Annotated in this window: 25 protein-coding genes and 1 tRNA gene; 10 read left to right on the forward strand and 16 right to left on the reverse strand. The window is 66.4% G+C overall.

The genetic code is table 11. The features are described 5' to 3' along the window. Window positions 1-17 precede the first annotated feature (17 nt). Window positions 18-290 carry a hypothetical protein gene (locus RH90_RS17380; RefSeq protein ID WP_157134618.1) on the forward strand — a complete coding sequence of 91 codons (273 nt, stop codon included), beginning with the start codon at window positions 18-20 and terminating at the stop codon, window positions 288-290. Between the two features lie 640 nt (window positions 291-930). Continuing rightward, complete coding sequence (locus RH90_RS17385) at window positions 931-3,222, forward strand: TonB-dependent receptor (protein ID WP_010187492.1); 2,292 nt, start codon at window positions 931-933, stop codon at window positions 3,220-3,222. 207 nt (window positions 3,223-3,429) lie between these two features. On the opposite strand, the gene kduI is transcribed toward RH90_RS17385, so the two are convergent. The 4 genes from kduI to RH90_RS17405 form a co-directional block, all read right to left on the reverse strand. Next, window positions 3,430-4,263, reverse strand: coding sequence for a 5-dehydro-4-deoxy-D-glucuronate isomerase (kduI, locus tag RH90_RS17390; protein ID WP_010187494.1), 834 nt, complete (start codon window positions 4,261-4,263; stop codon window positions 3,430-3,432). Window positions 4,264-4,282: 19 nt separating this feature from the next. Further along, on the reverse strand, window positions 4,283-5,455 hold the full coding sequence (locus RH90_RS17395; protein WP_010187496.1) for a glycoside hydrolase family 88/105 protein: 1,173 nt from the start codon (window positions 5,453-5,455) through the stop codon (window positions 4,283-4,285). Beyond that, window positions 5,452-6,768, reverse strand: a complete 1,317-nt coding sequence (locus tag RH90_RS17400; RefSeq protein ID WP_010187499.1) for an MFS transporter — start codon at window positions 6,766-6,768, stop codon at window positions 5,452-5,454. Before RH90_RS17400 ends, RH90_RS17395 begins: the two co-directional genes overlap by 4 nt. A gap of 138 nt (window positions 6,769-6,906) precedes the next feature. Beyond that, window positions 6,907-7,653: a FadR/GntR family transcriptional regulator gene (locus tag RH90_RS17405; protein WP_232280378.1), complete on the reverse strand. Its 747-nt coding sequence runs from the start codon at window positions 7,651-7,653 to the stop codon at window positions 6,907-6,909. 128 nt (window positions 7,654-7,781) lie between these two features. Between RH90_RS17405 and RH90_RS17410 the strand changes: the two genes are divergently transcribed. Genes RH90_RS17410 through RH90_RS17420 form a run of 3 tightly spaced genes read left to right on the forward strand, consistent with a single transcriptional unit; the run spans window position 7,782 to window position 13,248 of the window. Further along, window positions 7,782-11,030, forward strand: a complete 3,249-nt coding sequence (locus RH90_RS17410) for a glycoside hydrolase family 2 TIM barrel-domain containing protein (RefSeq protein WP_198283417.1) — start codon at window positions 7,782-7,784, stop codon at window positions 11,028-11,030. Beyond that, a complete protein-coding gene (locus RH90_RS17415; protein ID WP_010187504.1) occupies window positions 11,027-11,989 on the forward strand; it encodes a DUF4861 family protein in 963 nt (320 codons plus the stop codon). The genes RH90_RS17410 and RH90_RS17415 overlap by 4 nt, the downstream gene beginning before the upstream one ends. After that, complete coding sequence (locus RH90_RS17420; RefSeq protein ID WP_010187506.1) at window positions 11,986-13,248, forward strand: DUF2264 domain-containing protein; 1,263 nt, start codon at window positions 11,986-11,988, stop codon at window positions 13,246-13,248. The genes RH90_RS17415 and RH90_RS17420 overlap by 4 nt, the downstream gene beginning before the upstream one ends. A 180-nt stretch (window positions 13,249-13,428) precedes the next feature. Here RH90_RS17420 and RH90_RS24350 read toward each other — a convergent pair whose 3' ends face one another. Beyond that, the gene (locus RH90_RS24350; RefSeq protein WP_232280379.1) at window positions 13,429-13,659 is read right to left on the reverse strand and encodes a hypothetical protein; all 231 of its coding nucleotides are present in this window, start codon (window positions 13,657-13,659) and stop codon (window positions 13,429-13,431) included. 276 nt (window positions 13,660-13,935) lie between these two features. Then, a complete protein-coding gene (locus tag RH90_RS17425; RefSeq protein WP_157134619.1) occupies window positions 13,936-15,012 on the reverse strand; it encodes a DUF1176 domain-containing protein in 1,077 nt (358 codons plus the stop codon). A gap of 98 nt (window positions 15,013-15,110) precedes the next feature. Between RH90_RS17425 and RH90_RS17430 the strand changes: the two genes are divergently transcribed. Both RH90_RS17430 and RH90_RS17435 read left to right on the forward strand, forming a co-directional pair. Beyond that, a complete protein-coding gene (locus RH90_RS17430) occupies window positions 15,111-16,871 on the forward strand; it encodes a hypothetical protein (RefSeq protein ID WP_010187511.1) in 1,761 nt (586 codons plus the stop codon). Window positions 16,872-17,351: 480 nt separating this feature from the next. Continuing rightward, window positions 17,352-18,086: a DUF6683 family protein gene (locus RH90_RS17435; protein ID WP_010187513.1), complete on the forward strand. Its 735-nt coding sequence runs from the start codon at window positions 17,352-17,354 to the stop codon at window positions 18,084-18,086. Window positions 18,087-18,197: 111 nt separating this feature from the next. Here RH90_RS17435 and RH90_RS17440 read toward each other — a convergent pair whose 3' ends face one another. The 4 genes from RH90_RS17440 to RH90_RS17450 all read right to left on the reverse strand — a co-directional run bounded on the left by RH90_RS17440 (window position 18,198) and on the right by RH90_RS17450 (window position 20,597). Next, complete coding sequence (locus tag RH90_RS17440) at window positions 18,198-18,851, reverse strand: hypothetical protein (protein ID WP_010187515.1); 654 nt, start codon at window positions 18,849-18,851, stop codon at window positions 18,198-18,200. Then, window positions 18,851-18,976, reverse strand: a complete 126-nt coding sequence (locus RH90_RS24625) for a hypothetical protein (protein ID WP_269724301.1) — start codon at window positions 18,974-18,976, stop codon at window positions 18,851-18,853. Before RH90_RS24625 ends, RH90_RS17440 begins: the two co-directional genes overlap by 1 nt. Before the next feature lie 349 nt (window positions 18,977-19,325). Then, window positions 19,326-19,400: transfer RNA gene (locus RH90_RS17445), tRNA-Gln, on the reverse strand. Between the two features lie 63 nt (window positions 19,401-19,463). Next, complete coding sequence (locus tag RH90_RS17450) at window positions 19,464-20,597, reverse strand: branched-chain amino acid aminotransferase (RefSeq protein ID WP_010187518.1); 1,134 nt, start codon at window positions 20,595-20,597, stop codon at window positions 19,464-19,466. A 68-nt stretch (window positions 20,598-20,665) separates the two neighbouring features. Here RH90_RS17450 and RH90_RS17455 point away from each other — a divergent pair, with 68 nt between their 5' ends. After that, window positions 20,666-21,154 (forward strand): MarR family winged helix-turn-helix transcriptional regulator, encoded by a 489-nt coding sequence (locus tag RH90_RS17455; RefSeq protein ID WP_010187520.1) that lies wholly within the window; start codon window positions 20,666-20,668, stop codon window positions 21,152-21,154. Window positions 21,155-21,171: 17 nt separating this feature from the next. Here the strand turns inward: RH90_RS17455 and proC are convergent, their stop codons facing one another. The 6 genes from proC to RH90_RS17485 all read right to left on the reverse strand — a co-directional run bounded on the left by proC (window position 21,172) and on the right by RH90_RS17485 (window position 25,258). Continuing rightward, window positions 21,172-21,972 carry a pyrroline-5-carboxylate reductase gene (proC, locus tag RH90_RS17460; RefSeq protein WP_010187521.1) on the reverse strand — a complete coding sequence of 267 codons (801 nt, stop codon included), beginning with the start codon at window positions 21,970-21,972 and terminating at the stop codon, window positions 21,172-21,174. Next, window positions 21,969-22,481 (reverse strand): YbjN domain-containing protein, encoded by a 513-nt coding sequence (locus RH90_RS17465; RefSeq protein WP_010187523.1) that lies wholly within the window; start codon window positions 22,479-22,481, stop codon window positions 21,969-21,971. The genes proC and RH90_RS17465 overlap by 4 nt, the downstream gene beginning before the upstream one ends. A gap of 105 nt (window positions 22,482-22,586) precedes the next feature. Beyond that, complete coding sequence (locus RH90_RS17470; RefSeq protein ID WP_010187525.1) at window positions 22,587-22,850, reverse strand: accessory factor UbiK family protein; 264 nt, start codon at window positions 22,848-22,850, stop codon at window positions 22,587-22,589. Between the two features lie 20 nt (window positions 22,851-22,870). Then, window positions 22,871-23,428 carry a TspO/MBR family protein gene (locus RH90_RS17475; RefSeq protein WP_010187526.1) on the reverse strand — a complete coding sequence of 186 codons (558 nt, stop codon included), beginning with the start codon at window positions 23,426-23,428 and terminating at the stop codon, window positions 22,871-22,873. A 97-nt stretch (window positions 23,429-23,525) separates the two neighbouring features. Beyond that, window positions 23,526-24,275 carry a TlyA family RNA methyltransferase gene (locus tag RH90_RS17480; protein WP_037493584.1) on the reverse strand — a complete coding sequence of 250 codons (750 nt, stop codon included), beginning with the start codon at window positions 24,273-24,275 and terminating at the stop codon, window positions 23,526-23,528. Between the two features lie 275 nt (window positions 24,276-24,550). Further along, window positions 24,551-25,258, reverse strand: coding sequence for a Crp/Fnr family transcriptional regulator (locus RH90_RS17485; protein WP_010187528.1), 708 nt, complete (start codon window positions 25,256-25,258; stop codon window positions 24,551-24,553). 65 nt (window positions 25,259-25,323) lie between these two features. Here RH90_RS17485 and RH90_RS17490 point away from each other — a divergent pair, with 65 nt between their 5' ends. Both RH90_RS17490 and RH90_RS17495 read left to right on the forward strand, forming a co-directional pair. Then, entirely contained in the window at window positions 25,324-25,503 is a 180-nt protein-coding gene (locus RH90_RS17490) for a hypothetical protein (protein WP_029625418.1), read from the forward strand. Between the two features lie 54 nt (window positions 25,504-25,557). Continuing rightward, window positions 25,558-25,779 (forward strand): hypothetical protein, encoded by a 222-nt coding sequence (locus tag RH90_RS17495; RefSeq protein WP_010187529.1) that lies wholly within the window; start codon window positions 25,558-25,560, stop codon window positions 25,777-25,779. The last annotated feature ends 13 nt before the right edge of the window (window positions 25,780-25,792 follow it).

The following is a 25,792-nucleotide window of genomic DNA, read 5'->3' on the forward strand; positions in this document are numbered from 1 at the left end:
TGTCGATGAGACTGATGATGCGAGTTTTTCTTTATCCAACCGCGATGCTTGCGCTCGCGCTCGCCGCATGCGGCGCGCAGCCGCCGGCAAAGGCCAACACCGACATCGTCGTCGTGCGAGGATCGCCTGCCGCGCTCGACGCCGCCGTCTTCGCGAAGCAGCCGAATGCGGCTGTCGCAGCGACACCGGCTATCGCACCCGGCACACCCCAGCCGCGGCAACTCACCGTGGCGGAGTCAGCGCGGATCCACACCAGCGAGATGTGGTCGGAACCTCTCCCCGCCAACTGAGCACGAACCGAACAGGACGACAGCTCGAGCCGGTCGGATGTCGTCCAAGGATCGCGTACAGACGATAGCGACGTGCGGCCCGTCGCCACCGGTCGCAGGCTGCAGAGCCCCAATCGCAGACGCTCGCCGTCTATCGACGGATTCCCGGGAAGAGACGCCCAATCCGTTTCCAATACGGCGTGCCGATTTCCGACTGTGCGGACCGAACGGCAGATCGCCGTCTGCCTGCCCCCCCCCGCATAGCCGATACGACTAAGCGCTGCGGGCTAAGAGGCTCGCCCTTCCAGTTCAGCGGCGCGTGCCCATTTCGGAAACACGTCTGTGCTCCGTTCGCGTCTTGCCGAACCACGCGTCCCTGGTTGAGATCGCGCGTCGTTTTGCGGGGGTGGCGCTGCACCGCCCGACGCTCGACCGGAGGATGACCGTACCAATCCGGCAAAGCCGACGCCTTGCCGGTGCGCTTCAAGATGGACCCTTCCGCGCCCATTGGATTTGGCGACAAATTTCTTGATAAGGTCGATATAGGCCAGGATCGATCGTCCAACGCAGATAATTTGTAGTACAAGCCTTGCGCCATTCGTGGGCGACTGATACGCCATCCCTCAATCGGGCAAAGCTCGACATTCACGAGGGGAAGACCATGAGCTTGTTCACGACGACCGCACTGGGACGCATCCTGGCATGCAGCTTGGCGGTCACCGCCAGCAGCGCGGCCTTCGCGCAGGCGGCACCGACCCAGCCTAACGATCCCGCCCCGACCACCACAGCGCTTGCCGAGCAAGGCACCCCGCCCGAAACCGCCGGCACCGATATCATCGTCACCGCGCAGAAGCGCGCCGAGCGCGTCCAGGACGTGCCGCTCGCGGTGCAGGTGCTGACGGGCGACGCGCTCCAGGCGCAGGGCGTGCGGCAATTCTCCGATCTCACCAAGGCGGCGCCGTCGCTGATCATCCGCCCGGCCGAACAGCCCGTCAACGCCTCGGTCTCGATCCGCGGCATCGGCACCTTCGCCTTCTCGCCGAGCGTCGAGCCGAGCGTCGCGGTGCAGATCGACGATGTGCCGGTGCAGTTCCTCGCGCGCGCCTTTGCCGATCTGTCGGACATCGAGCGGATCGAAGTGCTGCGCGGCCCGCAGAGCACGCTCTACGGCCGCTCGGCCTCGGCCGGCCTGCTCAACATCGTCACGCAGGGCCCGAGCGCGCACCTCACCGGCCGCGTCGGCGGGCTAGTCACCACCGACCGCGAATATAGCGGCAATGCCGCGCTGTCGGGGCCGCTGACCGACACGCTCGGCTTCCGCGCGAGCGTCAATTACGACAATTTCGCCGGCAACGTGCACAATCTGTTCAATGGCGACACGGTCAACGGCTTCCGCACGCTGTCGACGCGCGGCAAGCTGGTGTGGAACCCGACCCCGACGCTCAACATCACCGGGCAGATCGGCTATATCGATGGCCATACCACGATCGGCCGGCCGTTCGTCCATGTCTCGCCCAACGCCCGCCTGCGCGGCGTCGCGGCTTACACCCCGGCGGTGTTCGCGCCGGGGGTGACGTTCGACAACGACAACACCAATGTCGTCAACAACGTCGACTCGGGCACCGATTACACCGATTTCTCGCAGTCGATCCGCGCCGCGCTCGACCTGGGCTTCGCCTCGCTCGTCTCGATCACCGCCTGGGATCACTTCAAGCAGTTCGACATTCTCGACCAGGATGAATCGGCGATCGCGGCGCTCGACAATCGCCAGTTCGGCACGTTCAACACGCATGCCTTCTCGCAGGAGCTGCGGCTGGTTTCGTCGGGCAAGACGCGGCTGCGCTACACGCTCGGCCTGTTCTATTCGAACCTCAATTTGACGCGCGATTTCACGCGCGGGCCGTTCTTCTCGATCGCGCGCTGGTATGCGACCAACGGCAACAAGCAATATGCCGCCTTCGGTCAGGCCGAATATGAGATCATCGACGGCACCTCGCTGATCGGCGGGATCCGCGCAGGGCACGGCAAGATCGACTACACCTTCCTCGATTACGCGGCGAACAACGCGAAGTTCGCGGGCAACAATTCGGAGGATTACCAGACCTACAAGGCGGGCATTCAGCAGCACGTCGCCAAGGACGTGATGGCATTCGCAACCTTCGCGACCGGGCACAAGGGCCAGGCCTATGACATCGGCACCGGCTTCAACCTGTTGCGGCAACAGACCGGGCCGGTCCGCCCGGAAACGTCGAAGGACTGGCAGCTCGGCGTCAAATCGCAATTCCTCGATCGCAAGGTGACGCTGAACGTCACGCTGTTCACCACCACCTTCGACAATTTCCAGGCGCAGGGGATCGAAACGCTGCCCGACGGCACGATCAACTTCCGCCTCGCCAATGTCGGCAAGCTGCGGACGCGCGGTGTCGAGCTCGAGGGCGGCGTGCGTTTCAACCGCAGCTTCAACCTGGGCGGCGGCGTGACCTATGACGATGCGCGGATCCTCTCCTTCCCGCTCGCGCAATGCTATCCGCTGCAGACCGCTGCGCAGGGCTGCACGGGCACGCCGGCACGCCAGAACCTCGCTGGCTTCCGCCCGGCGCAGGCGCCCGAATGGAAGCTGTCGGTGACCGCCGATTATACCCCGCGGCTGACCGACACGCTCGATGGCGTAGCGCAGGCGGCGTACAACTATCAGAGCAGCTTCAATTTCGGGATCAACGGCGACCCTGAGACGCTGCAAAAAGCCTACGGGATTCTCAATCTGTCGCTCGGCGTGCGGAGCGCGGACCGTAAATGGGAGCTGATCGGCTTCGTCAACAACGTGTTCGACAAGCAATATTTCTTCAACGCCAACAATTCGGCAGGGAACCAGGGCAATGCGTTTGCGACGCAGAGCAATCTGCCGCGCGACTTCCGGCGCTATGCCGGGGTGCGGGCGAGCCACACCTTCTGAGGCTCGGCGAAGAACGAAAGGCCGGGCGCTCCACCAAGCGCCTGGCCTTTTGCTGTGAGGGGCGCCCCACTCGTCACCCCGGCCCTGTGCCGGGGTCCACCGGGACGCGCGTCCTGCCGCTGAAGCGTTCGTGGAACGGTGGGCCCCGGCACAAGGCCGGGGTGACGGTGGGGGGATGAGACCTCGGTCAGCCCAACGCCAGACCGCTCACCTCAGCTGGCAGATATCCAGCACGTTCATGTCGTTATAATCGAGATTCTCGCCCGCCATCGCCCAGATGAACCCATAGGCGCGCGTCCCCGCCCCCATGTGCACCGACCAGGGTGGCGAGATCACCGCTTCCTCGTTCGCCAGCACGATGTGCCGCAGCGCATCCTCCTGCCCCATATAGTGGAACACGCGGTCGTCGGGGCCGAGGTCGAAATACAGATAGATTTCCGAGCGCCGTTCATGGATGTGCGGCGGCATCGTGTTCCACACGCTGCCCGGCTTGAGCAGCGTCATGCCGAGGCACAGCGATGCGCTCCCGCAAGTATGCGGCAGCAGCAGCTGATAGATCGTCCGGTCGTTCGATTCCGCGAGGCTGCCGCGCTCGAGCGGGGTGACGTCGGCCATCGCCAACTTGCGCAACGGGAAGGCGCGGTGCGCGGGGACGCTCAGCAGATAATAGCGCGCTTCCGCACCCGCGAAGGTCACATCGGCCGACCCCATCGGGACGTACAGCGCCTCGCACCGCTCGAGCGCGAACGCCTGTCCGTCGACGGTCACAACGCCCGGCCCGCCGATATTGATGATCCCAAGCTCACGCCGCTCGAGCAGCGGATGGCCCGCCGCGCTTACAGGCTCGGTCTGGTGAGGCAGAACGAGCGTACCGCCCGCGGGCACCGCGCCGCCGATGATGAAGCGTTCGCCGTGCGAATAGGTCAGCACGATCTCGCCGCTGCGGAACAGCCCGCCGACACGATAGCGGTCGCGCAAATCCTCGTTCGATGCGCACGCCATCATGTCGGGGTGCGTCGCGTAATAGGTCTTTTCGAACACAGGAATACTCCGGGGAAGGTCAGCGCTTGGACGGCGCGCGGTCGAGCTCGGCGACGGCGGTCGCCGCGAGCAGGAAAGCGCCGACGCCGTAGAATTGCGTGTCGCTGGCGGCGACGCGTTCGGGCTGGTCGCTGACCTGCTGGACCCAGCCGAGGCGACCATCGGGCTGCAGGCTGCGCACCAGCGCGTCCCAGCCCTTGCGCACCACCGGCGTATAGGCCGTGCGGTCGAGCAAGCCCGCCTTGACACCCCATGCCATGCCATAGGTATAGAAGCCGGTGCCGCTCGATTCCGGCGGCGAGTCCTCGGGGGCGAGCAGCGACGGCGCCCAATAGCCGTCGGGCTTTTGCAGGCCTTTGAGCGTCCCCGCCATTTCGACGAACAGCTTTTCCATCCGCCCGCGATCGGGATCGCCCTTGGGCAGCAGCGGGATGATCCGCGCCATCGCCGCGAACACCCAGCCATTGCCGCGGCTCCAGAACTGCTTGCGTTGCGCCGCATCGCGGCGTTCGAAGAAGCGGCTGTCGCGGTAGAAGAGGTGCGCGGCGGGATCGAACAGGAAGTCGGTCGTCGCCCAGAATTCGCGCAAGGCATAGTCGCGGTAGCGGCGGTCGCCGGTCTGGCGCGACAGCTCGATCATCGCGGGCGGCGCCATGAACAGCGCATCGCACCAGCAATAGCGCGTCAGGCATTCGGTGCCGTCATAGCCCGACGGCGGCTGATAGAAGGCAAGCCCGACGCGCGGCGGGTTGGCGACGATATAGTCGAAGCGCGCGCGCGTCGGCGCGATCGCTGCGGCTCCTGCGCCATGTTTCGCCGCCCACAGATAGGATTGGGTGATGACCAGATCGTCGGCATGATACGGCCGCTTCGCCGGGGTCCAGTCGTTGGCACGCCCCATCGCGACGACCGCCTGGCCGATCCCGGGCGGCGCCCCGGCATCGGCGAGCGCGGTCATCCCGACCCAGAACACCGCTTGCTCCCACGCGCGCGGATTGCGCGTCTCGGTGGTGATCCGCGAGACATGGCCGGTGTCGGTCATATGCGCGAGCTGCCACCGGGCAAGCTTGGTGGCGAGCGCGATGGCGTCGCGCGCCTGGGGTGCGGCAGCCTCCTGCGGCGCAGGCGCGGCGAGCAGCGGTGCCGACAGCAGCGCGGTGCTGGCGAGCAGGACGAGCGAGCGAGCGATCATGACGAACCTTCCGGAAGCGGCGTGCCGGCCGGATCGATAGTGACCCTTGCCAGCTTGGGACTGAACAGCTGGAGCGCGATCAGCGCGACGAAATAGGCGCCGCCCGCGACTGCGAAGATCGGCGCATAGCTGCCCGACAGATCGAGCACATAGCCGACGAACTTGGCGATTAGCATCCCGCCGATCGCGCCCGCCGTCCCGCCGATCCCGACGACCGAGCCGACCGCCGAGCGCGGGAACAGATCGGAGGGCAAGGTCAGCAGATTGGCGGAGAAGGCCTGATGCCCCGCCGTCGCCAGCCCGATCAGCAGCACCGCGGTCCACAGCGAATCGATATATTGCACCGTCACGATCGGCAGGATGGCGAAGGCGCAGACCAGCATCGTCAGCTTCCGCGCGGCGTTGACGCTGACCCCGGCGCGGATCATTCGCGACGAGGCCCAGCCGCCCGCGATGCTCCCCAGATCGGACATCACGTAGATCACGATCAGCGGCGGCCCGAAGCTCTTGAGATCGAGCCCGTAGCGCTTGCCGAGAAAGTCGGGCAGCCAGAACAGGAACATCCACCAGATCGGATCGGTCAGGAATTTGGGCACTGCATAGGCCCAGGTCGCGCGGATCCCGAACAGCCGCCGCCACGGCAGCGGCGCGCTCGGCTGCACCGGATCGCTCTGGATCAGCGCGAGTTCGGCCGGGGAGACGCGCGGATGCTCGGTCGGACGGCGATAGATGGCGAGCCATGCGACGAGCCAGATCACGCTGAACGCGCCGGTCGCGATGAACGCCGCGCGCCAGCCATACGCGAGCGCGATCGCAGGGACGAGCAGCGGCGTCACGATCGCGCCGACATTCGCACCGGCATTGAAGATGCCGACCGCGAAGGCGCGCTCACGCTGCGGAAACCATTCGGCGACCGCCTTGAGCCCCGCCGGGAAATTGCCAGACTCCCCGAGCCCGAGCGCGAACCGTGCAATGGCGAATTGCGTGACGCCGCCGACGAAGCCGTGCGCGACATGCGCGATCGTCCAGAAGGTGAAGGCGATCGCATAGCCGACGCGTGCGCCGGCCACGTCGATCATCCGCCCAACCGCCAAGAAACCGATCGCATAGGCCGCCTGGAACCAGAAGACGATGTCGGCATATTGGCTCTCGCGCCAGCCGAGATCGGCCTGCAGCAAGGGCTTGAGCACGCCGATCATCTGGCGGTCGACATAATTGATCGCGGTGGCGGCAAACAGCAGCCCGCAGATCACCCAGCGATACGATCCGGCGCGGCGCGCGGCATCGGTGATCGTCGCGTCGGCGGTGGTCACGGCTGAAAGCGCTTCATGGCGCAAGATGGTCGATGGCCCGATCGGTATAGTCTACGCATTCCGGCCACTCACCTTCCCGACTGCCCCGTGATCTGACGCCGGGATCGCGTCACTTGTAGTACAACTAAAAAGCAGTCGTCAATCGTCCGTGCCGCTATCCTCCACCTTCGGTCGCAGGCTGGTCGTCTCGCTCAATTGCGAGTGGCGGCTGAGGCTTTCCTGCATGTGATGCCGCGCTGCTTCGCGTGCGCGCGTCGAGTCCATCCGCACGATCGCATCGAGGATCGCCTCATGCTCGCCCTGCACCTTGGCGGCATAGGCACGGTGTGCTTCCTCCGACTGATCGCGCAGATAGAGGTTGCGCGGCGGCACGAGGCGCAGGCCGAGAAATTCGATCAGACGCTCGTAATAATGGTTCTGCGTCGCGCGCGCGATCGCGAGGTGGAAACCGCTGTCGGCGCGGGCGGCGGCCTCGGGATCGTCGATCACCGCCTCCATCTGCGCAAGCGCATCACGGATCGCGCCGATGTCGGCGGTGGTGCGCCGCGCCGCGGCGAGTGCCGCCATCTCGGTCTCGAGCGCGAGCCGCATCTCGAGCAATTTGATGACGTCGGTGAGCTCGCTCATCTCGTCGCGCGTCACCTGGAAGGCGCGGTATTGCGCGGTTTCGGCGACGAACACGCCCGACCCCTGGCGCGAGGTCGTCAGGCCCTGCGCCGACAGCCGCGCGACGGCTTCGCGCACCACGGTGCGGCTGACATTCTCCGCCGCCGAGATCTCGAGCTGCGTCGGGAAACGTGACCCCGGTGGCATCGCGCCGCTGCGGATGCGTTCCTCGAGCTTGGCGAACAGCCCATCGGTCAGCGAGGCTGAATTTCGTGCCACCGGCGTCTCCTTCGCAACGGCACCGATAAAGCGCGGCGCTCGCTGCTTGTCATACGAATTTTGCAGTTGTAGCATAACTGCTAACATCGAAGAGCGCTGAGCGCTACGGTCAACGGAGAGGCGTCATCGTGCGTTCGGCATTCCCTTTATTGCTCGCGGGCGCAGCGTGTCTCGCACCGATCACCGCGGTGGCGCAGAGTGCGCCCGTGCCGCCGATCCAGCCGCAGGTCTCGCCCGATCGCCCCGATTGGGAAAATCCCGCCGTCTTCGCCATCGGTAAGGAACCGCCGCGCGCGACGGGCTTCCCGTTCGAGAGCCGCGCCAAGGCGATCGCCGGACACCGTACCAAATCCGATCGCTTCCTGCTGCTGAGCGGACAATGGGCGTTCGCGCTTTCCCCAAATGCCGATCAGCTGCCGACGGGGTTCGAAAAGCCCGGTTACGACGTCTCGCAGTGGAAGACGATCAAGGTCCCCGCCGACTGGCAGGCCGAAGGCTATGACCAGGCGCGCTACAACAACATCACCTACCCCTTCCCCGCCAACCGCCCGCTGATCCCGCACGCCACAAACCCGGTCGGATCGTACCGCCGCGATGTCGAGGTGCCCGCGGGCTGGTCGGGCAGCGACGTGATCCTGCACATCGGCGCGGCGGGATCGGCCTATTACGTCTGGGTCAACGGCGCCAAGGTCGGCTATTCCGAGGACAGCAAGCTGCCGTCGGAATTCGACGTGAGCCGCTATCTCAAGCCCGGCCACAACACGATCGCGATCCAGGTCTATCGCTGGTCCGACGGCAGCTATCTCGAGGACCAGGATTTCTGGCGCGTCTCGGGGATCGAGCGCGAAGTGTTCCTGATGGCGGCGCCGAAGACGCGGATCCGCGATTTCTTTGTCCATGCCGGGCTCGACGAGCGCTACCGCGACGGCAAGCTCGCGGTCGATCTCGCGGTCACGCCCGCCAAGGCGGCGACCAGCGCGCGGATCGTGCTGCTCGATGGCGACCGGATCGTCACCGAGAAGTCGACATCGATCGCCGCAGGCACCGCCGAACGCTCCGTCTCGATCGCAACGACGATCCCAGACGTCAAACCTTGGACCGCCGAGACGCCCAATCTCTACATGCTGCTGGTCGAGCTGTACGATGCGAAGGGCGCGATCGTGCAGTCGACCTATAGCCGGATCGGCTTCCGCACCGTCGCGATCCAGAACGGCCTCGTCACTGTCAACGGCCGGCCGATCACGATCCGCGGCGTCAACCGCCACGAGCATGATCCCGAGACCTTCCACGTCATCTCGCTCGAATCGATGGAGCGCGACATCCAGCTGATGAAGCGCGCCAATATCAACGCGATCCGCACCTCGCATTACCCCAACGACCCACGGCTCTACGAGCTCGCCGACCGCTATGGCCTGTATGTCATGGACGAGGCCGATATCGAGAGCCACGCCTATATGGACTGGTCGAACAACCATCCCACGCAGCGCGCGGAATATCAGCTCGGCTTCGATCCCGCCTGGAAGGCCGCGCACGTCACGCGCGTCACCAACATGGTCGAGCGCGACAAGAACCACCCCTCGATCATGTTCTGGTCGCTCGGCAACGAGGCCGGGATCGGCCCGAACTTCGCCGCCGCCGCGGCCGCCGCCAAGCAGCGCGATCCGTCGCGTCTGATCAGCTATCTCGGCTGGGGCACGTGGGACGGGCGCTTCGAGCACCATCCCAACGATTTCGCCGACATCTACGCGCCGATGTACGACACCGCCGCCAAGCTGGTCGATTACGCGACCAACTGGTCGTTCCGGCAGCCACTCATCATGTGCGAATATGCGCATATGATGGGCAATTCGGGCGGCGACCTGAAGGAATATTGGGATGCGATCTATGCGCATCCCGACAAGTTGCAGGGCGGCTTCATCTGGGACTGGGTCGACCAGTCGATGTACCGCAAGACCAAGGACGGGCGCCGCTATTGGGGCATGGGCGGCGAATATGGCCCCAACCCCGGCGGCGAATTGGAATTCGGCGATGGCCTGATCCAGTCCGACCGCACGCCCAACCCCCAGCTGTTCGAGCTGACCAAGGTCTATGCGCCGATCCAGTTCGAGGGATTCGACCCGGCCAGCGGCGCACTGCGCGTCGCCAACCATTATGATTTCGCGAGCCTCGCCGGGCTCGACCTCGGCTGGCAGGTGCTCGAGGATGGTGTCGTGGTCGCGCGCGGGACGATGCCCGCGCTCGCCACCGCGGCGCATGGTCACGAGACGGCGACGCTCGCTTTGCCCGCGATCGCACGCAAGCCGGGTGCCGAATATCTACTCAACGTCGTCGCCCGCGCCAAGGATGCGAGCACGCCGGCAATCGCCGCCGGCCAGGTGATCGGCTGGGAGCAGTTCCCGCTCGGCGCCGTTGTGGCGGTCGCGAAACCTGCTCCCTCCGGCGCGGTCGATGTCTCGCAGGCAGGCGGCATGGTCACGCTCCGCGCCGCCGGCGCCGAACTGGTGCTCGATCGCAAGACCGGGCTGCTCCTCCGCTACGCTGCGAACGGTCGCACGCTGCTGCGCGGCGGCGCGCCCGATTTCTACCGCGCTCTGACCGACAACGACGTCGGCGTCGGCGTCGAGCGCACCCACGACGTCTGGAAGACCGCATCGAACGAGCGCACCGTCGAAGCGGTTGAGCAGCACACAACCCCCGGCGGCGCCGACGTCACGATCCGCTACCGCATCGGCAAGGACGTCGCACGCTTCGTCACGCGCTACGCGATGGCGGGCGACGGCAGCGTGGCGGTCGAGGGCAGCTTCACGCCGCTGCGCACCGATCTGCCCGATCCGCTGCGGATCGGGCTGGCCTATGCCATGCCCGCCAGCTTCGACACGCTCGAATGGTATGGCCGCGGCCCGCACGAAAGCTATGCGGATCGCAAGACCAGCGCACCGATCGGCCTGTGGCGCGGAGCGATCGCCGAGCAGAATCACGATTACATGCGGCCGCAGGAAACCGGCAACAAGGTCGACGTGCGCTGGATGGAGCTGTCGGATCACGCAACCGGCGGCCTGCGCGTGCAGGGCGATGCACCGCTGTCGATGAACGCGCTCGCCTTTCCCTATGACGATCTGTCGCGCCGCGCTCCGGGCACGCGCCGCAGCTCGGATATCGTTCCCCATGATGAGGTTTCGTTGATGATCGATGCAGTCCAGTCCGGAATCGGGGGCGACACGCAATGGGATCGGACCGGGCGCCCGCTCCCCCGCTACCGGATCGCGCTCGCGCCGCGCAGCTTCGGCTTCCGGCTCAGCCCGTTCAATGGCGCGGGCACCACCCCGACACTCGCCCGCCCCGCTTCGGCGACGGGCGTCGCGGAGGTTATCCAGTGAGCGCGCGCCTGCCCTTGCGCCTGCTCGCCGGCACGCTGCTGCTGCTCGCGGGCGCTGCCGTCGCCCAAAGCACCGCCACCCCCACAATGCCCCCGATCAGCACCCCGCTCCCACCCGCGCCCGACCGCGAGCCGCATGCCGCGGTCAAGCTCGCCGACTATCGCTACGACGATCTGCTGTGGGAAAACGACCGCACCGCGCACCGCATCTACGGCCATGCGCTCGAGGCGGCCGAGCCGCCCTCGGGATCGGGGATCGATTCGTGGGGCAAGAACGTCATCTGGCCGTTCACCGACCGCCAGCTGCGCAGCGGCGACCAGCACAGCTATCACGGCGAAGGCCTCGATTTCTACAATGTCGGCACCGGGCGCGGCGCGGGCGGGCTAGGCATATGGCACGACAACAAGCTGTGGACCTCGCGCAACTACACCCGCTACCGCATCCTCAAGAACGGCCCCGACGCAGCCGATTTCGAGGTCGATTACGCGCCGTGGCCAGTCGAGGTCGATCGCCGCGTATGGGAAACGCGCCGCTTCACGCTGCCGCTCGGCACGCAGTTCACACGGATGGTCTCGACGCTGTCCTCCGACAAGCCCGGCCCGCTGATCGTCGGCATCGGCATCGGCCGCCATACGATCGGATCGAGCGAAGGCGCGCTGACGGTCGATCGCGCACACGGCGTCCTCTCGTTCTGGAGCGCCGAGGACGGCGTGCACGGCCGGATGGCGATCGCGCTCAAGGTCGATCCGGCGATGATCGTCGATGTCAAAAACGACTTCGACAATTACCTCGTCCTGCTCAAGGTCGAGCCGGGCAAGCCGTTCGTCTATTATTCGGGCTCGGCCTGGGACAAAGGCGTCGGCGGTTTCCGCAGCCGCGCCGAGTGGGACCGCTACGTCCTCGCCGCCCCCGCCGATTTCCACGTGCCCACCGACCGCCGCCAGGGGAAGACACAATGAAGCGCCGCGATTTCATGGCGGCCGCGCTCGCGACCGGGTTCGTCGCCGACACCGGTGTCGGCGGCAGCGCGGGGGCAGCGCCGCGCGCACCCGGCGGATCGTCGGACCGCGCCTATATGGTCGACCTGCTCGCGAAAATGGCCAGGCCCGTGCTCGGCCCGATGGCGAGCGGCCAGCTCCACGCACGCTTCAAGCCCGAGCTCAGCCCGACCTGGGACGGGCGCGATCCGGGCGTCGCCTATCTCGAATGTTTCGGCCGGCTGATGGCGGGGATCGCGCCGTGGCTGTCGCTCCCCGCCGACACGACGCCGGAAGGCCGTTTGCGCGAAACGCTGCGCCAGCAGGCGGTGGCGAGCTATGCGCACTCGGTCGATCCGCGCAGCCCCGATTGCCTGTTGTGGCACGGCCAGGCGCAGGCGCTGGTCGACTCGGCCTATTTCACCAACGCGCTGATGCGTGCGCCCAAGCAGTTGTGGGAGCCGCTCGACACGACGACCAAGCAGCGGATCGTCGCGGTCATCAAGGGCCTGCGCGACGTCTCGCCACCCTACACCAACTGGCTGCTGTTCGCCGCGATGAACGAGGCGTTCCTGCTGTCGATCGGCGAGCAATGGGATCCGGTCCGGATCGACCTCGCGATCCGCAAGGTCAACGAATGGTATGTCGGCGATGGCTGGTACGGCGACGGCCCGCACTTCCATTTCGACTTTTACGGATCCTACGTCATCCACCCGATGTTGGTCGAAATCCTCGAAGTGCTCGTCGCGACGGGCGCCAAGTTCAACAGCTTGGCGAGCAAGGAGCTGCTCGAACAGGCCTATCGCCGCATGCAGCGCTTCGGCGAGAATCTCGAGCGAATGATCGGCCCCGACGGCAGCTATCCGCCGATCGGCCGCTCGCTCACCTATCGCACCGCGGTGTTCCAGCCCCTGGGCCTGCTCGCGTGGCGCAACCGTCTGCCCAAGTCGCTGCCTGCCGGCCAGGTCCGCGGCGCAACGATCGCCGCGCAACGGGCGGTGTTCCGCCTTCCCGGCAATTTCGATGCCAACGGATATCTTACGATCGGCTTTACCGGGCATCAGCCCGCGCTCGGTGACTGGTATTCCAACGCCGGAAGCATGTACCTTGTCACCGAAAGTCTCGTCGCGCTCGGTCTTCCCACCGATGCCCCCTATTGGTCGGACCCCGCCCAGCCTTGGACCGCACGGCGCGCCTTCGCCGGAGCAGCTTTTGCCAAGGACTATTATTCGGATGCATGATGCTATTGCGCCGAGGACCCGACCCCGGTCATGCCAATCGCCGTTAGCCTCGCCGCCCACCATATCTGCCGAAGCGGGCTGCGGCAGTTCATGCTCGCCACCGGGCTGACCTCGATCCCGCTGAACCGTACCTATCTCAATCTGCCGCAAGCGGTCGACATCCATCAGCGCGACACCTTCTCACTCGGCACCGAAATCGGCGGGACGCTGGTCAATCGGGTAAAGTGGTCGGGGTTTCTCCAATATGGGCAAGTGGTCGATACCGTGACCACCACAAACATGATCCGGCATGTCGAGTGGCTCAATGGCCGCAACGTCGTCGCCGATCCCGTCACCGGTCGGCCGCAATGCGGCGGCGCGGGCGGCGGGTGTGTGCCGTTCGATTTCTTCACCACCGAGGCGCCGAGCCAAGCCTTCCTCGATTATGCCGAGACCAGCCGATACGAGCGCCGCAGGAACACCCTCCATAGCGGCGGCGGCGCCACTGACGGGAGCATCGTCGCCCTCCCCTATGGCGACGTTTCGATGGCTGCCGGTGCCGAGTGGCGCCGCGAAACGCTCTCGAACATACAAAGGGTGGATGATCCCCCCACGCCACGGCGTTTGCCCCGAACTATGGGCTTGACGGTGTTGATCATCAGCATTCCCACCGGCTCGCGAGCGGCCGTACCGCAAGCGGCCGATTGCTTATCGCAACGAGCGGAAGATCACCGGCCAGTCGCCCGGTTCGGCGCCACCGCACATCTGTTGCAACGCCATGTCCGAGAGAACGAACCGCTCGCCATTCCAGATCCAGCTCGCCGACATCCCGCAATCGGCCATGCCGCGGCCCTTGGCTGCCATGCTCAGCGTGCCGGTCTTCGGGTCGAAGTCGGCGTCGGTCAGATAGGATTCGTCGCCGCGCTCGGCATCGTTGCCAAGATAAGGGGTCGGCAGCACCAGCCGCTTCGGCTTCCCGCCGCGGCGGGGCGCGATATAGCCGAGCGCGGAGCCCTGATAGGCACCCATGAGGCAGGGAATGATGACCAGCGCCTGCGTCTTGTCGAGCGCGTGCGCTTCTGGATCGACGGGCACATCGGACGCGCAGTCCTCCTTCGCGAACACCGCCTTCTGATCTGCGCGCACCGCCGCGATGAGACGCTTTTCCTCACCGGGCGCGAGAGTGACGGTGATCGGGTGGTCGGGAATTTTCGGGAGCGCGGGCGGTCGGGGCACGCGCGAGGCGGGCAACGGGCCGGTCCTGACGAGAGCAGTCACGCCGCCGATTCGGCTCTGCCGCTCGTCCAGACGCAGCACCGCGGCGGCAAACCCGTCGAGCGACACTTCGGCGTCTCCGCCCAGCGTGACCCTGGCCGCGTTGCGCAGGCGCGCGACCAGCTGTCGGACCCCCGCCAAATCGCTGCTCGAAAGCGTCGTCTCGTCGGTATTCGCATCGAGCCGCCACGCCGGGCCGCCGAGCCCAGCAGGCTTGCCGTCGATCCTGACATCGCCGAGCGCGAAGGCGCGCTCGGCGCGGATCGACAGCGCCAGCTTGCCGCTGGGACCCGCGTCGCGGTCGATGACGATTTCGGCCCCCGGATGCGCATCGGAAAAACCCTTGGCGACGCAGCGGAGCGCGTTGTCACACGCCACGAGCCAGGATTTGTAGCCGTCATAGGACTGGACGGTGCCGGGCGGAGCCGGAATCGGCTTTGCCGCCGCGACCGTGGCCGCAATCGCACCGAGCAGCAGCATCGTGCGGGCTATCCGTCGAAATCGCATCATCGGCACCCCACCCCCCGTTTCACGCGTTTGAACCCTCCGTATAGCAGCGGTATCGCGTTGATCACGCGGAAGGTTTCGTCCGGGCGGGAGTAAGGTCGATGCGATCGAATTGGCCATTGCCGGCATTGCTGCTCCAGGGGGCGTTCCTTTGCGCGACGGCGGGAACGAGCGCCGCGACGCCCTTGGACCATGCGCCGTCGATCGATGTCTGCAAGATGGTCACCGCCGACGAGATCCGCCCGATCCTGACGCTGGAGAAATCGGACGTTCGAAGCTCGCCGGAGCGGCCCAAGCCGGGCAGCGGGACGTGCACCTGGGACGCCATCGATCCCGGACTGACCGCCGATGCGCCGCCGACCGCGAGCGTCAGCATCGCGGTCTATCGCGTCGGAGATGCGGCCTGGATGGCGAAAAACTTCTCCATCGAGTTTCGCAAGGTGATCGTCCCGAGCCAGGTCCGCACCGATGATCCCGGCGACCTGATCGCACGGCCGAAGCAGGAAACGGTTGCCGCGCGGCATGGCGGAACGGTCGTCGTCGTGGAGGCGAGCAATCAGGCGAATGATCTCCAGCGCGCGCCTGAGCGCTTTTACAAGCTCGAGGCGTTCGCGCTCCGCCTTGCGGGCGCTACGGTGCGCGGGCCGGTCGATCCGCGGACCACGCAGGACGCCTGCACGCCCCTCGACCAGCAGCAGGTTCTCGGCATTCTGACGACCGAGCCGTCCTCGCTGGAGATCAACCGCGACGGCCTGCGCTGCACGATCGAGGTGAAGGACGGCAGCGGCCGGGTGGGCCATTGGGTCGACAATCGCGGCGAGGTCCAGATCACCCGGATCGACGCTCGGACCAATGCCGAGGCGTTGCGCTTCCAGCACGCGCAGACCCCGTTCATGCCCGTCAGCACGCTGGTCAGGACCAACGACCCGCGCGACCGCCTGGTCACGTCCGCGGACCAGCCGGGTGAAGCCTGGGCGGTGCACGGTGCCAATTACGTCACGCTCGGGGTGCAAAACGAGACTGCAGCGGCGCGATCCTCCCCCGGCTGGCGCTACCGCGTCCAGCGCCTGGCGTTCGAAGCGGCCGGCGCGACGATCGTGCCGACGCCGAATATGCCGCCCGACCCGATCGTGCCGAAACCGGTCGATACCGAGGCCAGCGGGAACCCCCGCGACACCACGCAATGGACACCACCCGCGCACCCCGCTCCGGCGCTCTCTTGGCTGATCGATCCGATCGTCGCGGTGATCGCCTTTCTGTCGGTGTGGCGCATGTTCCTGATGCCGGTGTTCGTCGTGGGCGCAATCGCGCTGATGGTGATCGGCAACGATCGCGCGGCGAAGCGGGGCAAGACGAGCCGGTCGAGACTATGGTTGGCGATCCTGATCCCGATCGGCTTCCTGAACATCATGCTGGGCCCCTGGCTCTCCAGCACCCTGATCTACCACGCCGGCGTGTCCGGCAGCGCCATGGTGACCGCGATCCGCCCCACTTCGACGCAGTATAACAATCATACCGTGGAAGCCTACGTCGTCCTCATCCGGACTCCTGAAGGCAAGGTGATCGAGTCCGGCTTCGCGGATGACGATTTCATCGTCTATCCCGCGCACAACGAGACGTCCTACCCGGGCGAGCGGCTGCCCTTCACGGTCCGCTATCTCGCGCACGCGCCGCGCACCTTCGTGATCGTCGCGTCCGACGACAGTCCCTGGGCGCGGACCCTTCGCTGCGAACACATCAAACAAGCCGAGCGTGATGCCGAGCAAAAGTCCGTTTTTGCGCCGGACAACGCCGCCTACAAGGCGGCCTATCAGCACGCATCGGCGGAGGCGCGCGCGGCGAAATGCTCGGAGGCGGACTGAGCCGCCGGCATTAGCGCCGTCTCCAGCGCTTCCCGACTTCCGCCATTCGGTCATGTCGATCAGACTACCGGTTGGGAAGCCGGCGCTGTGTCCGCGGTTGCGCGCCGACGCAGGAGCCCCGCGTCAGACGCAGCGGCTGGTATACGGTTTCCCATCGCGCTTCGCGCGGAGCGTCGTAGCAGCGAGATCAGGGTCGCGAACGCTATGTCGTTGAGCGCAGAACAACTGAGCGACAAAGCCTGTCGACAACCGCGAAGTTCGGCACAAAGGCCCAGGAATTCAATATGCTGATGAGCGCCGTCACGAACGCGATCACGTCGATCGGCGCCGCTGAGGCAATTGAGCACGCACGGGCTTAGTCCCATCGCGCGAGGATCGCCCGTGGTGCCGAGGCGTTGGAGGCGAGGATGAGGCTGGGCATGGCGGCGGCGCCGCCCCGGGCAAACTCCGTTAGGAACTAAAACGACCAGGAGACGACTCATGGCGATTCTTCGATCCGTCACTACGGCTTTGCTGCTGGCGCTGGCGGGCGCCGTGCCCGGCGCCGCAGCGACGGCACAGGATTATACGGGCGTCTTCGACATGGGTACGCTGACGGGCGGTTTGAGCATCGATGCCGTTACCCTGGCTGAGGAGAAGCGGTCGGGCACGGGTCGCTATGCCCACTCCGCGCCGCACGCTGCGCCGGTCGCGCGCGCGAACCTCACCTATCGACCGAACGCCGCGCTCCGCCAGAAGCATTTCGCGCAGTTCGTCGCCAAGGCACGGCGGCAGGATCCGGCCGGCGCGGCCAAGCTGCAGCAGGTCCTCGCCACCGAGAATGTGATCGGCAAGATCCAAGCCGGGATCGCGCCCTATAGCATGTCGACCAACAACGTCGCCGATGCCTCCGCAGTCTATCTCGCTTATGCCTGGATGGCGACGCGCGCCGACGATCGCGACCCGACACGCGCGCAAATGCTCGGTCTGCGCAACCAGCTCGCCGCCGCGATGACGAACAGCCCGGGCTTCGCGCGCGCGAGCGATGCGACCAAGCAGGAGGTCGCCGACGCCAATCTGGTGCAGGGCCTGATCGCGGGCCAGCTGGCAGCGCTCGCCAAACGCGATCCCGCGGCGCGGGTCCGCATCCGCAGCGCGGTCGCTCAGGGTGCGCGGACGACCTACGGCCTCGATTTGCTCTCGCTCGATCTCACCCCGCAGGGTCTGCGGCCGTGACGCCGCCTGCGCCGCTCCGAAAAGCCGGTCGTCCGCCGAAATTGGCTTCGGACAGAACCGCGCTGTCCGCCGACCGACCTTAGTCGAACCCGTTCTGCACGCGTTTGCACGTTAGTGCGGACTGCTCAACTCCGCCGAATCGGGTACGACCTTCGGCCCTTTCGCAGCGTCCGCGTCGCCGACGACATCGAACAGCAGCGTTGCGGGTCGGCCGCGTTGCCACCCCGTCAGCGCGGTTGCGGGACCGTCGCCGAACGCCTGCTCGGTGCGCGCGCCCTTGGCGCGAACGAAGCGGGGTCTGCGATCCACCGCGATCACGCCGTCCCCCATTCGCGCGACGGCCGCGCGACCGGAGGCATCACTCGAATCCGACCGATACTGGTTGATCGTGACCAGCAGACGTCCACCGTCAGGCGACAGGCAGTCGGCCTTGCCGGTGTTGGGAAGGCTCAACGCCTGGCCTTCGCGTCCGACATCCCACGTCCAGAGCAAGCGACCGTCCTTCGCGAACCGCCGCAACCGCGTGAAGGGACGCACGTTGGCGGCCCACCCACACGAGCCCGACCGCGCCTGCCAGCGCGAGAGTATCGATTGCTCCGCGCGTTTTCGGTCCGCGTCGTCGACCATCCGGTCAGCGACGATCCGCCCCCCGGATTTGACGATGCCGGTGAGCGAGGTGATGGCGCCGGGCGCCCCCTCGATCCGCCACACCGAGGTCGACGGCGCGATCGCTCCGGCGGCCAGCAGGAGCAGCGCGAGCACCATCAGCGCGTACCGACGAACGAACTCGGCGCCGCGCTGAGCGTCGAGCCCTGACCGACGATCCGGTGGTGGCGAGCGATCGGGGCCGTCATCTCGAACGCCCCGCGCTGTGCTCGATGCGCGCTCATGATCTTCGCCCCGTACGCCCCGCGTTGGCCCGCCGTAAGATCTGCTCGCCCCGGTCTATTCGCCGGCACGTTTGCCTTCCAGTCGTTGTTCAAACACTTGCGGATCTTAAGCGATCATCTTCTCAGCAGCTCGGTAAGGGCAACATGATGCTCCCGTCGCTTCTTCGACAAACGCATATCCGTCGATAAACTGTTCGCCGAGCGCAAACTGTCGCCGCGGCGAAGGACATGCTGGAGCAAGGCGGCCAAGGATTGCGATCTCCTGGACAGGCCGTTGGCACAGTCACGTGCACACGCCGGGTCGTCCAAACCGGTTTTAGCCGGTCCGATTAACCACTTACCTGTTGATTGGCTGGGGCGGCAGGGTTCGAACCTGCGAATGGCGGCATCAAAAGCCGCTGCCTTACCACTTGGCGACGCCCCAATCCGGGAGAGCGCGTCTTTAGGGTGCGTTTCCGGGCTTGGAAAGCCCGGAAACGCTTGATCCTTACAGCACGCGGTCGAGCCAGCCGTGCGGATCGGGCGCGAGGCCGCGCTGGATATCGATCAACGCCTGGCGCAAGCGCAGCGTCGTCTGGCCCGGGCCGCCGCTGCCGATCGAGAAATCCCCGTCGCGCAGCTTCATCGTGCCGATCGGCGTGACCACCGCCGCGGTGCCGCAGGCAAACGCCTCGACCAGCCGCCCGCTCTGCGCATCGGCGCGGCACTGGTCGATCGCATAGCGCTCTTCGCGGACCTCGAGCCCGTGATCGCGCGCGAGCGTGATGAGCGAATCGCGCGTGATGCCGGGCAGGATCGTGCCGGTCAGCGGGGGCGTGACGATGCTGCCGTCGTCGAACACGAAGAAGATGTTCATCCCCCCCAGTTCCTCGATCCAGCGCCGCTCGATCGCGTCGAGGAACAGCACCTGGTCGCAGCCCTGGCGAGTCGCCTCGGCCTGCGCGATCAGGCTGGAAGCATAATTGCCACCGCACTTGGCAGCACCGGTGCCGCCGGGCGCGGCACGCGTATAGTCCTGCGTCACCCACAGCGTGACCGCGGGGGCATTGCCCTTGAAATAGGCTCCGACCGACGAGGCGATCACCGCGTAGAGATATTCGGTCGACGGCTTGACCCCGAGGAACACCTCGCTCGCGATCATGAACGGGCGCAGGTACAGCGCCCCGCCGTCGATCTCGGGGATCCAGTCGGCCTCCTGCCGCACCAGCGCACGGACCGATTCGACGAACAGCGCCTCGGGCAGCGGCACCATCGCCATCCGCTCGGCCGAGCGGCGGAAGCGCGCGGCATTCTCGCTCGGACGGAACAGCGCCGCGCCGCCGTCGGGCAGGCGATAGGCCTTCATGCCCTCGAAGATTTCCTGCGCGTAATGCAGCACCGCCGACGCGCTATCCATCTCGAACGGCGCGCGCGCGACGACCTTGGCGTCATGCCAGCCGTCGTGCTCGTTATAGCGGATCGTCGCCATGTGATCGGTGAAGACGCGGCCGAAGCCCGGATCGACCAGCATGGCGGTGCGCTCGGAAAGCGGGATCGGCGTCGCGTGCGGCTCGATCGCGAAGCGCGGCGCAGAGGTTTCGACCGATGGAAGGCTTTGCGCGTCAGGGCGATTGTGCGGCATGGAATGCGACATTCTGTTACAATTTGGGGATTGAAGGCGTGTACGGGGTGCGCCAAAGGCGGTCAACAATGGCCACAGCAATCGCCTCCGCCTCACCGCTCTTCCTGCGCGAACCCGAGATTCGTCGCGGGATCGAGCTGATGTATTTCGCGCAGAGCACGCTTGCGCGCACCACCGAGACCCGGCTTGCCGCGATCGGTCTGGGGCGCGCGCATCACCGCGCGATCTATTTCATCGCGCGGCATCCCGATCTCACGGTGAGCGCGCTGCTCGGGCTGCTCGGCATTACCAAGCAATCGCTCGGCCGCGTGCTCAACGAGCTGGTCGACCGCGCGATGGTCGAAACCCGCGTCGGCGAGCGCGACCGGCGCCAGCGGTTGCTGCGCCTCACCCCTGAAGGCGCGGCGCTCGAGACCGAGCTGTTCGAGACGGTGCGTCAGCATTGGGCCGCCGCGTATGCGCGCGCGGGACAGCAGGCGGTGACGGGGTTCTGGTCGGTGCTCGAGGGCATGATCGGCGAGGAAGACCTGGCGCGGCTTTCGGGTCTAAGCCGCTAGGCGATCCCGCTCCGCGCTCAGGCGCGCGCCGCCGCGGCCAGTTCGGCATTGCGCTGCGTCGCCGCCGCAATCGTCGCCTGCAGCAAACGCACAAGCGCATCGCCCGCATCGAGCACATCGAGCCCGCGGCGCGTCGAGCCGCCCGGGCTAGCGACCTGCTCCGCCAGCGCGCCTGGCCCGACATCGGACGCCGCCGCGAGCAATCCCGCCCCCTCGACCGTCGCCAAAGCAAGGCGTTGCGCCTGCGAATCGGATAGCCCCTGCGCGACCCCGGCAGCGGCGAGCGCGTCGATGAAGCGATAGGCAAACGCCGGACCGCTCCCCGCGAGCGCGGTGACCGCATCGAACTGCGCCGGCGCGACCCATTCGACCAGCCCGAGCGGCGCCATCACCGCAACCACCGCCGCGCGAACGCGTTCGTCGGAGGTCGGCGAGTCGAGCGCGACTACGCCCTTGCCGATCGCGACAGGCAGATTGGGCATCGCGCGCACGATCGCGCGCGCGTCGAACCGCGCCGCGAGCGCCGCGGCATCGACGCCGGCAAGGATCGACAGGAGGATCGGGACGCCGGCGAGCCGCGTCGCATAGCGCGCCGCCACTTCGTCAAGCTGCTGCGGCTTCATCGCGAGAATGACCGCGTCGGGCAACGCCCCCGCGGGCAAGTCGCGCCCCTGCGCAACGTCGTCTGGAAGCGCCCGGTCGGCGCGATTGATCACATCGACCTGATCGCCGCGAAGCACGCCGCTGGCGACCCAGCGACGCAGCATCGCGCCGCCCATGGTCCCGCATCCGATCATCCAGACGCGTCGGATCGTCACGCTTCGCCTTGCGTCTCGGTCATCGCGGCGGCGAGCGCTTCCTTGGGGGTTCTCCCGCCCCACAGCACGAACTGGAACACCGGATAGAAACGCTCGCATTCGTCGATCGCGCTTTCGACGAGCAGTTCGGCGGCGCCGAGCGACATGGTGCCGCCCCCGGAATCGCTGGGCCCCTCGATCATCGCGGCATGGCGATAGAGCAGGATCCCGCTCGACGACCACAGTTCGAAATGCCCGACCCAAAGCTGTTCGTTGATCAGCCCGATCGCTTCGTAGATCGCGCTGCGGCGATCGTCGGCGACGCGGATGTCGGGAAAAGCGAGAAACTGGATGACGCTGTCTTCCTCGCGCCACAACGCACGCAGCTCATATTGCGTCCAGCTGCCCTTGACCTTGGCGATGACCTCGTCGTCCTGCCGCTCATGCTCCCAGCCGTGCGCCGCGAAATAGCTTTCGAGCATATCGATCGGCGCGGCATCGTCGCGGTCGAAATCGGCTTCGTCGAGCATCACAGCAGGTCTCCCGCATCCGCATTACAGGATGTGGGGGCCATGTTACAGGCGACGCACCAGATCGCGCGACGAAGACCCGAAAAAACTGTGGAAAAGATCAGATCAGCCTTCCGTCTTGGGGGTTGCGAGCTTTGCCTCGAGCGCGTCAAGCCGCGCGCGCAAAGCGTCGGCATCGTCGCGCGCCGCTGCCGCCATCGCCTTGACCGCATCGAATTCGTCGCGCGACACGAAATCGAGCCCGCCGATCCATTCGCGCGCGCGGGCCCGCGCACCGGCTTCGGCCTCACGCCCGACGCCCGCCAGCGTACCCGCAGCGCCATTGAGCAGTTTGGCGAAGTCGTCGAAAATCTTGTTGTCGGATTGCATGAGCCGGGATCCAGTCGCGTTCAGAGCTTGATGATTTGGGTGGTTGAACCCGACGGCGCAAGGGTTTCCGCGCCGGGGTTCAACGCCATGATGCCATAGTTCAGGTAGAAGGCGAGCAGCAGCCACGCAAGATACGGCACGAGCAGGACCGCCGCGAGCATGCGGATTCGCGCGAAGACGACGGTCATCGCGAGCGTCAGCGCGAACATCAGAGCGACGATGCCGAGCGCGAGCGTGACCTGATGCATGCCGAAGAAGACGGGCGACCAAATCAGATTCACCGCCAACTGTACCGCGAACAGCAATATTGCGACCCCCCGCAGCCGCGCGCCGCGCGCATGCAGGATCATCGCCAGCGCGAGCCCGAGCAGGATGTAGATCGTCGTCCAGGCGACCGGAAACGCCCAGTCGGGGGGCGTCAGTGGCGGTTTCACCAGAGCGGCATACCAGGCGTTCTGCGATCCCGCCGGCGCGAGACGCGCCGCGGTGAAGCCGAGCAACAGGACGAACGGGACCGTCACCACCGCCCAGCGCAGAAAGGCCAGCCGCAATTGCTGCTGCGATGCGATCTCGTTCAAGCCGTAAGCCCTTCCCGCCTCGATTGCGCCACCTCGATGTCCGAGGTGACGGCCAGTTCGGCCATATAGGAGATTGCGCCGCGTGTAGCCGGTAATTTCAGGGCATTGGAAGCGAAGTGTCTCGCATTGCAGCAATCAGGAATTCGACATTGCCCTCGGGGCCGGTGATCGGGCTTTCGACGATCGTCTCGACCGACCAATGCTGCGCCGCGACCCATGCCGCCACTTCGGCGCAGACGCGCGCATGGATCATCGGATCGCGCACCACCCCGCCCTTGCCGACCTCGCCGCGCCCCGCCTCGAACTGCGGCTTGATCAAAGCGAGCATCCGCGCCGCAGGCTTGGCGAAGCGCAACGGCACCTCGAGCACCTTGGCGAGCCCGATAAAGCTCGCGTCGCACACGATCAGATCGACCGGCTCGGGGATATGCGCGTCGGTGAGGATGCGCGCACTGGTCTGTTCGTGCACCACGACGCGCGCGTCCTGCCGTAATTTCCAGGCAAGCTGGTTGGTGCCGCTGTCGACCGCATAGACGCGCGCCGCGCCGCGCTGCAGCAGCACATCGGTAAAGCCGCCGGTCGAGGAGCCGACGTCGATCGCGACCGTGCCCGCGACGTCCCAGCCTACCGTGTCGAGGCCATGCGCCAGCTTGATCCCGCCACGCGACACCCACGGATGATCGCGCCCGCGCACGTCGAGCAGCACGTCGTCGGCGATCGCCTGACCGGGCTTGTCGATCTTGCGCTCTCCGGCAAACACCAGGCCGGCCATGATTAGCGCCTGCGCGCGGGTCTTGCTCTCGGCGAGGCCGCGATCGACGAGAAGTTGGTCTGCGCGAAGCTTCATCCATGCCTCCAACGCGAAGTCGCCGCGGATCGCAAGAGGCATCGCTGTCGCCGGCTGGCGCCACGCCCGATCGGCCGGTCGATCGGGCGCGAAACAGGACCGATCCGGCCCGTCGCGCCGCGCCGTCGCTTGGACGCAAGGCTATTGCCTACCGAACCGATGGAGATAGCATCATGACCAGGGAGGCGTGGTCGCGCGGCGTCCCCCTAGAGCACGGGCGGCCACGTCTCCCATCGCCTGAAAGGCCCCCCGGCCCCGGGCGATGTGGGCCAGCTTCAATCGAAAAAGAGATAGGCCGGATCGAACTTCGAGAAGCGGCGCAGCCCGTCCCAATCGAGAATCTCGACTTCGCCCTGGCGAAAGGCCACCAGCCCGCGCTCGCGCAATTGCCGGAGCATCCGGTTGGCATGGACCGCGGTCAGCCCGGTCGCATCGGCGAGATCGACTTGCGTCAGCGGCAATGCGAAGGTCGGCGTCGGGGCATGACCGATCCGCGCGAGCCGGACATACATCTCACAGAACAGATGCGCGAGGCGGATCGCCGCGCTGCGCGCACCGATCGACACGATCCATTCGCGGTTGATCGCCGCATCGACCAGGGTCGAACGCCACAGCAATTCGGTGAGCGTCGCCGAGGTCTGCGTCAGCGCGCGAATGTCGGCATGCGGGAACAAGGCGACGCGGACGTCGGTCAATGCCGCGACCGAATGTTCGAGCCGCTTGAGCGGATAGGAATGGAGATCGACGAAATCGCCCGGAATATGGATCGCGAGAATCTGCCGCCGTCCCTCGGGCGTATCCTTGTAGCGCTCGACAAAGCCTTCGAGCAGCAACGTGCACTGCGTGAGTGGGGTCTGCTGGCGCACGATGATCTGCTTGGCATTATAGGTCGTCGTCCGGACCACGGCCTGATCGAGCGCGGCGCGTTCGTCCTCGGTGATCGCCGGAACGCGATGGGTCTTCAGAAACAAATCGGTGTACATGGCCCCTCCCACGGGCGGGAACATGCGCCGAACATCCGCGTTTTGTCTAGTCTTGGAGACACGCTTTGGCCCGATTACCGTGTGATATCCCGATCGAAGCGACTGCCGAGCATGGCGAGGTCCTGCTCGACGGACCCGACGGGCTCGCCGCCTCGCTGACGCCCGCGGCGGCGCGGCAATCCGCGAAGCGCATGGCCAAAGCCGCCGATACGGCGGAACGCGACCCGTCCGCCGAACCCGCCTAGTCATCCTCACGCGCTCTAGCGGTCCGTTAACCCCACGCCGCGTACATCTGCCGGGTGCCGTTTCGCAAACTCTTCCTGAGCCGCTGGTCGGCGCTGCTGTGGGCCGGCGGAATCCTGTGGACCGCGGTCGACACCGTCGGCTTCGGTCCGGCCGCCAAGACGCCCGCCACTGTCGAGGCGACGCCCGCGAATACGGCGGATCAGACCGACGCGACGGGAACCGTGATTAACTCTGACGACCTCGCGGTGCTGGCCAATGCGCTCGGACCGCAATGAGCGATCGACCCGA

Origin of the sequence: Sphingomonas sp. PAMC 26605 (genome assembly GCF_000241485.1) — a bacterium.
Classification (GTDB): domain Bacteria; phylum Pseudomonadota; class Alphaproteobacteria; order Sphingomonadales; family Sphingomonadaceae; genus Sphingomonas.